This window comes from Oleiphilus sp. HI0086 (genome assembly GCF_001635225.1).
In genome coordinates this window covers 1-8,767 of sequence record NZ_LWFZ01000749.1, presented here as the reverse complement: position 1 = coordinate 8,767, position 8,767 = coordinate 1, and the positions used below count along the sequence as shown (strand labels likewise).

The 8,767-nt window shown below is 45.2% G+C and carries 7 protein-coding genes; 6 read left to right on the top strand and 1 reads right to left on the bottom strand.

The window, feature by feature from the left end; translation table 11 throughout:
• The 6 genes from infB to A3756_RS12680 all read left to right on the top strand — a co-directional run.
• The coding region (gene infB / locus A3756_RS12705; protein ID WP_082865240.1) for a translation initiation factor IF-2 at window positions 1–2,115 on the top strand (2,115 nt) is incomplete at its 5' end.
• A gap of 28 nt (window positions 2,116–2,143) precedes the next feature.
• Window positions 2,144–2,575: a 30S ribosome-binding factor RbfA gene (gene rbfA, locus A3756_RS12700; protein WP_068553620.1), complete on the top strand. Its 432-nt coding sequence runs from the start codon at window positions 2,144–2,146 to the stop codon at window positions 2,573–2,575.
• Between the two features lie 5 nt (window positions 2,576–2,580).
• Window positions 2,581–3,615 carry a tRNA pseudouridine(55) synthase TruB gene (gene truB, locus A3756_RS12695; protein ID WP_068515203.1) on the top strand — a complete coding sequence of 345 codons (1,035 nt, stop codon included), beginning with the start codon at window positions 2,581–2,583 and terminating at the stop codon, window positions 3,613–3,615.
• Between the two features lie 108 nt (window positions 3,616–3,723).
• On the top strand, window positions 3,724–3,993 hold the full coding sequence (gene rpsO, locus A3756_RS12690) for a 30S ribosomal protein S15 (RefSeq protein WP_068509647.1): 270 nt from the start codon (window positions 3,724–3,726) through the stop codon (window positions 3,991–3,993).
• A 323-nt stretch (window positions 3,994–4,316) separates the two neighbouring features.
• Window positions 4,317–6,410 carry a polyribonucleotide nucleotidyltransferase gene (gene pnp / locus A3756_RS12685; RefSeq protein ID WP_068515201.1) on the top strand — a complete coding sequence of 698 codons (2,094 nt, stop codon included), beginning with the start codon at window positions 4,317–4,319 and terminating at the stop codon, window positions 6,408–6,410.
• Between the two features lie 133 nt (window positions 6,411–6,543).
• The gene (locus A3756_RS12680) at window positions 6,544–7,014 is read left to right on the top strand and encodes a YiiD C-terminal domain-containing protein (RefSeq protein WP_068515199.1); all 471 of its coding nucleotides are present in this window, start codon (window positions 6,544–6,546) and stop codon (window positions 7,012–7,014) included.
• On the opposite strand, the gene bioA is transcribed toward A3756_RS12680, so the two are convergent.
• Window positions 7,005–8,303, bottom strand: a complete 1,299-nt coding sequence (gene bioA / locus A3756_RS12675; protein WP_068553619.1) for an adenosylmethionine--8-amino-7-oxononanoate transaminase — start codon at window positions 8,301–8,303, stop codon at window positions 7,005–7,007. The genes A3756_RS12680 and bioA overlap by 10 nt on opposite strands.
• Window positions 8,304–8,767: the final 464 nt, after the last annotated feature.

Here is an 8,767-nt window from a genome sequence, read left to right as displayed (position 1 = left end):
CGAAAAGAGCAAGAAGCCAAAGAGGCTGAAGCTAAGCGTGAAGCGGAAGATGCTAAGAAAAGTGAAGCGAAAGCGCCGAAGGCTGAAGTACCAGTGACGCCTGCTGAGCTTGAAACAAACGAAAAGCATAAAAAGCACAAGAAGAAAGAAAAAGTGCCTGTTGTGGATGAGGACGAAGCTCCGAAACGCAAGCATGTTAAGTCTGCCGGACACAGAGCGCCTCGTCAGCGAGATGAAGATCTATCAACAATCAGTTTAGATGTTCTTATCGATGAAGATGAGCCGCAGCCACGTAAGCTAAAGTCTAAAAAGAAGAAAGTAAAACGTACTCATGCTTTCGAGAAACCGGTGTCGCCTGTGGTTAGAGAAGTAAATATCGGTGAGTCAATCATCGTAAGTGAATTGGCAGACAAGATGTCTGTTAAGAGCGCCGTTGTGATTAAATCACTGATGGGTATGGGCGTTATGGCAACGCAGAACCAGTCTATTGACCAAGAAACTGCAGTGCTTGTTACTGAGGAGTTAGGTCATACAGTGAAATTGGTTGCTGAAGATGCGATCGAAGCTGAAGTGATTGAGAGTATCGATTACGCAGGTGAAGAGACGCCTCGTGCGCCAGTTATCAGTGTAATGGGTCACGTTGACCACGGTAAGACCTCTCTGCTTGATTATATCCGTAAAGCGAAAGTAGCTAGTGGAGAGTCAGGTGGTATTACACAGCATATTGGTGCTTATCACGTAGAGACCGGTCATGGCATGATCACCTTCCTGGATACGCCAGGACACGCAGCCTTTACAGCTATGCGTGCACGTGGTGCGAGCAGTACTGATATTGTTATTCTGGTTGTAGCAGCCGATGATGGCATGATGCCACAAACCGAAGAAGCGATTCAGCATGCGCGATCAGCAAATATGCCGATCGTTGTTGCGGTAAACAAAATGGATAAAGAGCAAGCAGATCCTGATCGTGTTAAAAATGAACTAGCGACGAAAGAAGTTATCCCCGAAGACTGGGGTGGCGATGTCCAGTTTGTAAACGTTTCTGCGCATACCGGTGAAGGTATTGATGCTTTGCTTGATGCTGTATTGCTTCAAGCTGAGCTTCTAGAGTTAACAGCTGCCAAGAACGTTCCGGCAAAAGGTGTTGTTGTGGAATCTAGCCTTGATAAAGGCCGTGGTGCTGTATCAACAGTATTGATACAGAACGGTACACTTCGTGGTGGTGATATCGTTATTGCGGGCATGTGTTACGGTCGCGTTCGAGCGATGCTTGATGAAAATGGTCAGCCAATTAAAGATGCAGGCCCGTCTATTCCAGTTGAGATACTGGGTCTTAATGGCACGCCTGATGCGGGTGACGAGTTTGTTGTTGTTGAGAGCGAGCGAAAGGCACGTGAAGTAGCTGAGTTCCGCGAAGAGAAGAGCCGAAAGGATCGCTTGCAGCGTCAACAGGCTTCTAAGCTTGAGAACATGTTTAGCAATATGGGCCAAGATGAAGTTCGTACTTTGAACGTTGTTCTGAAAACTGACGTGCGTGGTTCTTTGGAGGCGCTGACGGCATCATTGAATGACATTGGTAATGAAGAAGTTCAAGTAAGAATCGTGGGTAGTGGTGTCGGTGGTATTACCGGTACTGATGCTAACCTGGCTTTAACTACCAATGCGGTAATTGTTGGCTTTAACGTTCGTGCTGATGCTTCTGCAAGAAAGATTATTGATGAAGAAGGTCTGGATCTTCGCTACTACAGCGTTATCTACGATATTATTGATCACGTTAAGCAAGCTCTAACTGGCATGCTAGCTCCTGAGTTTAAAGAAGAGATTGTCGGCATCGCTGAAGTTCGTGACACCTTTAAGTCTCCTAAGTTTGGTCAGGTTGCGGGTTGTATGGTGCTTGAAGGTACGATCTACCGTAATAAGAAGATTCGCGTATTGCGTGACGATATCGTGATCTTTGAAGGCGAGTTAGAATCATTGCGTCGCTTTAAGGATGACGTTAATGATGTTCGTTCAGGTACTGAATGTGGTATCGGTGTTAAGAACTATGACGTAAAAGTGGGCGATAAGATTGAGGTCTTCGATAAGATCTCTGTTGAACGTACACTCGATTCGTAATTAGTTTGATTAGCGGGATAAGTAGTTAATGGCGCAAGATTTTAAAAGAACAGATCGTATTGCTGATCAAATGCAACGCGATCTGGCAGAGTTGCTTCGTTCTTCAATGAAGGACCCTCGGGTTGGCATGGTAACAGTGAATCAAGTGGTGGTGGCCAAAGACCTCGGTTTTGCCGATGTTTATGTTACCTTACTCACAGTTGATGATCTGGATGCTGATGCGGCTGAGGTAAAAAGTACGATTAAAGTACTTAACGGAGCAGCAGGGTTCTTGCGCAGCGAGCTTGGTCGTATGATCAAGCTTAGAACTATCCCGCAACTACGTTTTCATTTTGACGCTTCGGTTAAACGCGGCCGTCAACTCGATAATCTTATTTCTCAGGCTCGAAAGAAAGACGCTGATTTGTCTGTCGATGAGGGGAATGAAGATTCCAATACTCCTACGGATAACGAAGGCTAGTCCCTTTGGCGCGTAGAAGAAAAGGACGCCTGCTAAACGGGGTGTTGTTGCTTGATAAGCCTCAAGGGATGACTTCAAATTTTGCCTTGCAAAAAGCTCGGCGGATATTTGGTGCTCAAAAAGCAGGTCATACCGGAAGTCTTGATCCTCTAGCGACGGGTGTTTTACCAATTTGTTTTGGTGAGGCAACCAAGTTCTCTCGTTATCTACTTGATGCGAATAAAGGCTATTACACAACCGCGACTCTAGGAGATATCCGGACGACCGGTGATAGTGATGGCGAAACGGTCGAGATCAAAGAAGTGCCTGCACTCAGTGAAGCTCCCTTATTAAGCTTGCTAGAGAAATTTAAAGGTGACATAGAGCAGGTGCCATCTATGTATTCTGCGCTAAAGCATCAGGGTCGCCCCTTATATGAATATGCGCGCAAAGGTATCACGATAGAGCGTCCTGCACGCCCAGTTAGTATTTTCAGGCTTGAGCTCGATGAGTTACGCGAAAAGCAGCTCGATTTGACTGTCGAATGTTCGAAAGGTACTTATATTCGCTCATTAGTGGAAGATATTGGTAATGAACTGGGCTGTGGTGCGCATGTCTCAATGTTGCGTCGTTTTAAGGCCGGGCACTTCATGTTGGATAGCACTGTTAAGATGCTTGCTTTGGACGAAATGTCTCAAGAACTTGCTTTAGGTGAAGGCTTGGAAGCAGTTTTAGATGTCAATTTACTGCCAATTGACAGTTTATTGCCTGATACACCCAAAGTATGCCTAAAAAATGAGCTTGTAAGCTCGATATTAAATGGACAAGCGGTTAGAATAGCCGACTTTGAAAATACTGGCTTTGTCTGTATTTATCTGCCTGTTGATACTTTATGCCAAAATTTAAGTGTCGAGCAGACAATATTCAAGCAGTATTTTGAATCTACCTTTGAAAAAGATGGTCAGCAATATGTCTTTGCTGGTGTCGCTGAAATTGACGAAGAAGGTATGTTACAACCTAGTCGACTCGTCAACTTTAATGAAATTGCGACACAGGTATAGGTCTTTTTCAAACTAATAACGGTAGAAAGAAAACAAGTTTCGCAAACGAGTTGACTGTAAATATGCGCGGTTGGCTTAAGTTTTAATTAGCATATTGAGGAAATAACTATGGCTCTTAATGCCGAAGAAAAAGCAAAAGTAGTAAGCGAATATCAACAGTCTGAAGGTGATACTGGTTCTCCAGAAGTTCAGGTTGCATTGTTGACAACTAACATCAACAAATTGCAAGGCCACTTCAAGGGTAACAAGCACGACCACCATTCACGTCGCGGTTTGATCCGTATGGTTAACCAGCGTCGTAAGTTGTTGGACTACTTGAAGCGTAAGGACGGTCAGCGTTATTTAGACTTGATCGCTCGCTTAGGTCTACGTCGCTAAGGTGTAAGCTTTTTGAGCTTTGTTTTAGAGATGACTATGATTTTGTTATGAAGTCATAAATAAAGTACCGGCATGTCTTGAAAGATAGACATGCCGGTTCTTTTTTATCGATAATCATATTTTTTTATGTGATTGTCATCACGCTTAGTTGTTTGTGCAGCTAAGGTAAATGTAAAAGTGCTTTGTTAGAAGGCCGTAAAGTTTTATGTCTGAGTGTTTTTTCTGAGCTCGTTCTTCAAAGAAGTAAGAACACTGAGACGTAAAGCTTTTAGTCCTTGTCATTTAGCGAAGCTAAATCAAAGAAAATAAATTAAGGAGCCGATGTGAATCCGGTTATTAAAAAATTTAAGTACGGTAAGTCAGAAGTTACAATCGAAACAGGCAGAATCGCTCGTCAAGCAACAGGTTCTGTATTAGTCACAATGGACGATATCGCAGTATTGGTTGCGGTAACAGCAGCTAAACAAACTGCGCCAGGCCAAGACTTTTTCCCATTATCTGTTTTCTACAACGAGAAACAGTATGCGATTGGTAAAATCCCAGGTGGTTACATCAAGCGTGAATCGCGTCCTTCTGAAAAAGAGACGCTAACTTCTCGTCTAATTGACCGTCCAATTCGTCCGTTGTTTCCAAATGGTTTCATGAACGAAGTTCAGGTTGTTTGTACTGTTATGTCAGCAAACAAAACTGACAACTCAGATATCGCAGCGATGATCGGTACTTCTGCTGCGTTGGCTATCTCAGGTGTTCCGTTCAATGGTCCTATCGGTGCAGCACGTGTTGGCTTTACTGATGAAGATGGTTATTCACTTAACCCAACAAACGCTGAGTTGGAAGATTCGTTATTAGACATGGTTGTAGCGGGCACCAAAGACGCAGTATTGATGGTTGAGTCTGAAGCAAAAGAAATGACTGAAGACGAAATGCTGGGCGCTGTTTTGTTTGCTCACCAGGAAATGCAGGCAATCGTTACTGCTGTAACCGAGTTTGCTGAAGAAGTAGGCACTGAGAAGTGGGACTGGACTCCTGAAGAAGTGAACACTGCGCTTGCTGAAGCTGTTGCGGCTGAGTCAGCGGAAGGTATTACAGCTGCTTACTCTATTAGCGACAAAATGGCACGTTACAGTGCACTAGGTGAGCTGAAAGCTGCTGCTGTTGAGAAGCTAGTGACCGATGCGGAAGATTCACCTTCTGCAGATGACGTTAAAGCTTACTTCTCTAAGTTAGAAAAGAAAATTGTTCGTGGTCGTATCACGCAAGGCGAGCCTCGTATCGATGGTCGTGACAACAGCACTGTTCGTCCTATAAAGGTTGAAGTGGGTGTACTGCCGAATACTCATGGTTCAGCTTTGTTTACACGTGGTGAGACTCAGGCGATTGTTACGACAACGCTAGGTACCTCTCGTGATGCACAGATCGTTGACGATTATGCTGGCGAATACAAAGAAAACTTCATGTTGCACTACAACTTCCCTCCTTACTCTGTAGGTGAGTGTGGTCGTATGGGTCCTCCAGGTCGTCGTGAGATCGGTCATGGTAAGTTGGCTAAGCGTGGTCTTCAGGCGCTTATGCCTACCGCTGAGGAATTCCCATACACAATTCGTTGTGTATCTGAAATCACAGAATCTAACGGTTCTAGCTCAATGGCAAGTGTTTGCGGAAGCAGCTTGGCAATGATGGATGCGGGTGTACCTTTAGCTGCGCCAGTTGCGGGTATCGCAATGGGCTTGGTTAAAGAAGGTGATGACTTTGCCGTTCTGACTGATATCTTGGGTGATGAAGATCACTTAGGCGATATGGACTTTAAAGTAGCGGGTACTGACGAAGGTATTACTGCTTTGCAGATGGATATCAAGATCGAAGGTATCAATGAGCAGATCATGGATATCGCACTTAAGCAGGCACACGATGCTCGTATTCATATTCTTGGTGAAATGAACAAGGTAATTGATGCATCTCGCGAGAACTTGTCTGACAAGGCTCCTGCAATGCGTACCATGAGTGTTCACGCTGACAAGATTCGTGACGTTATCGGTAAAGGTGGTGCAACGATCCGTTCTATTACTGAACAGACTGGTGCATCAGTTGATATCGAAGATGACGGTTCTATCAAGGTATTTGGTGAAGACAATGCGAGTGCTCAAGCAGCTATCGATATGATTATGGGTATCACTGCTGAAGCTGAAATTGGTCAGGTTTACGAAGGTAAAGTTGAGCGTATCGTTGATTTCGGTGCATTCGTTAATATCTTGCCTGGTAAAGATGGCTTGGTTCATATTTCTCAAATCTCAAATGAGCGTGTTGAGAAAGTAACTGATGTTCTTGAAGAGGGTCAGATGGTTAAGGTTAAGGTTCTAGATGTCGATAACCGAGGCCGTATCAAGCTAAGCATGAAAGAATTAGCTGAAGCTGAATAAGCTTTAGTGATGAAACTTAGGTCACTTGCAGTGCATTGAGTGGCCATTAAAGGAAGGGAGGTTTGAAAACCTCCCTTTTTTTATGCTTAAAATACCTTCAATAAAAAAGAGTAGGAAACAGTGAGAGGCGGTAATGGTGGAAAATTATTCTAAGCAAGGGCAGGCGCTAGAGGCCTTTCTCATCAAACATCTCCCGCTGGCTCGTGCCGCCCAGGTTTCTATTGATGCCTATGATGGCGAAACACTAAAGGTCAGCGCACCGTTATCAGAGAATATTAACGATAAAGGCACCGCTTTTGGTGGAAGCTTATACAATCTCTGTGTGATCGCCGGTTGGGGAATGACTCAGCTTAAAGCTGAAGCGCTAGGGCTTAAGGGAGATATCGTTGTTGCCAAGGGGGAGATCAACTACCTTCGGCCACTGAGAGGCCGGCTTGTCGCCACGGCTTATGCACCTGCACCCGAAATCTTGGAAAAAGCTCAGCACCATCACACCGGGCTTGGAAAATCGGTCTTCCATATTGAGGTGAGCGTCCCGGATGAGAATGGCAAAACCTGCGTTAAGTTTAGCGGTAAGTACGCAGTATTAGCCGCTCAAACTTGATGATAGTGTTTGATAACGTGATGGATGGCCTGACAGAGTTTTGCTAGTTCATCATTGCTCATGACATAAGGCGGCATGACGTAAACGAGTTTACCAAAGGGGCGCACCCAAACACCTTGCTCAACGAAGCGGCCTTGTATCTCAGCCATATTGACGGCTTCATATAATTCGACAACACCGATTCCACCCAAGACACGTACTTCATTTACGCTGTCTAGCTTGGCGCATGGGCTTAAGCCTTGTTTTAGCTTGGTTTCGATATTAGCTAAACGATCTTCCCAAGGCGAGTCTAAAAGCTGCTTTACGCTTGCCAATGCTACAGCGCAAGCGAGAGGGTTGGCCATAAAGGTTGGGCCGTGCATGAAAACGCCTGGGTTACCTGAGCTGATGGTATCACTGATATGTCTCGTCGTAAGCGTCGCCGCGAGGGTCATGTAGCCACCGGTGATGGCTTTGCCTAGGCATAAAATGTCGGGTGTTACCTCGGCATGTTCACAGGCGAAGAGTTTTCCGGTACGGCCAAAGCCGGTAGCAATTTCATCAAAAATTAGCAGAACGCCAAACTCATCTGCAAGTTTACGAGCTTCTCTCAAATAGGACTCAGAATAAAAGCGCATTCCCCCGGCACCTTGAACGATAGGCTCCATAATAATGGCTGCGGTATCTTGGTGGTGGTTCTCAAGCGCTGCTCTAAGGGCTTGCTTGTCATGTTCATTGCAGGCTTCACCTGGCTTAGATGTGGGTGCTGGAACAAAGAACTGCTTGGTTAAGGTTTCTGAGAACAGTGAGTGCATACCGTTTATCGGGTCACACACCGACATGGCCGCAAAGGTGTCGCCATGATAGCCATTAAGTAGCGAGATAAAGCGTTGCTTCTTGGGTTTGCCTTGGTCATGCCAGTACTGAATTGCCATTTTCATGGCGACTTCAACGGCCACAGAGCCTGAGTCGGCGAAGAATACAGCCTCTAATTTTTGAGGGCTGATCTCAACCAGGAGTTTGCTTAGCTCGATGGCTGGATCGTGCGTGAGACCGCCAAACATGACATGAGACATTTTGTCGCATTGTGCTTTTAGGGCTTCATTTAGTGTAGGGTGATTATAACCATGAATGACGCTCCACCAGGACGCCATGCCGTCTATTAGCTTTGTTCCGTCTTTTAGCTTGAGTGTGCAACCTTGAGCTGATTCGACATGAAAAATCTTATGGGGTGCACCAATTGCACTGTAGGGGTGCCAGATATGTTGGCGGTCGATCTCAAGGGCAGTTAGCGTGGTGCTGTCGCTCATAGCTTATATCTCTGATTCAAATTTATCATGCCAGTTTAAATGATATGGTTTCGTTCAGGTAGTTTCTATTTTTTTATTGGTCTAGACGTAATCAGCAGAGGGTTTCAGCTCTCGCATGAGTATATCTCGTGCTAACCCGCTAGCGAGCCATGGAAGGCTCTACCTACAATAATAGTATAACCTCATATCTGTAGGCAGAGGGTTCCACCCCTCGCTGAGTCTACCCCGCGCTAACCCTGCCAGCGAGACGAGGGAATGTATGTTTTCGATTGAGAAACCCTTTTTCTTACTCTTAAAAATAATGAACCAGAGAAAAACTGGAGGAGTGCTGATAGGCTTGTTCTTTGGTTTGTTGCTGATAAAAGCTGTGGTAAGCCGTTTGTGCCCGGATTTGCCATTGAGCACCAAGGTTGAAGCTAAAGCCAAGCTCAATATCCAAGCGCTTGAACTTAGCGCCGAAGAGA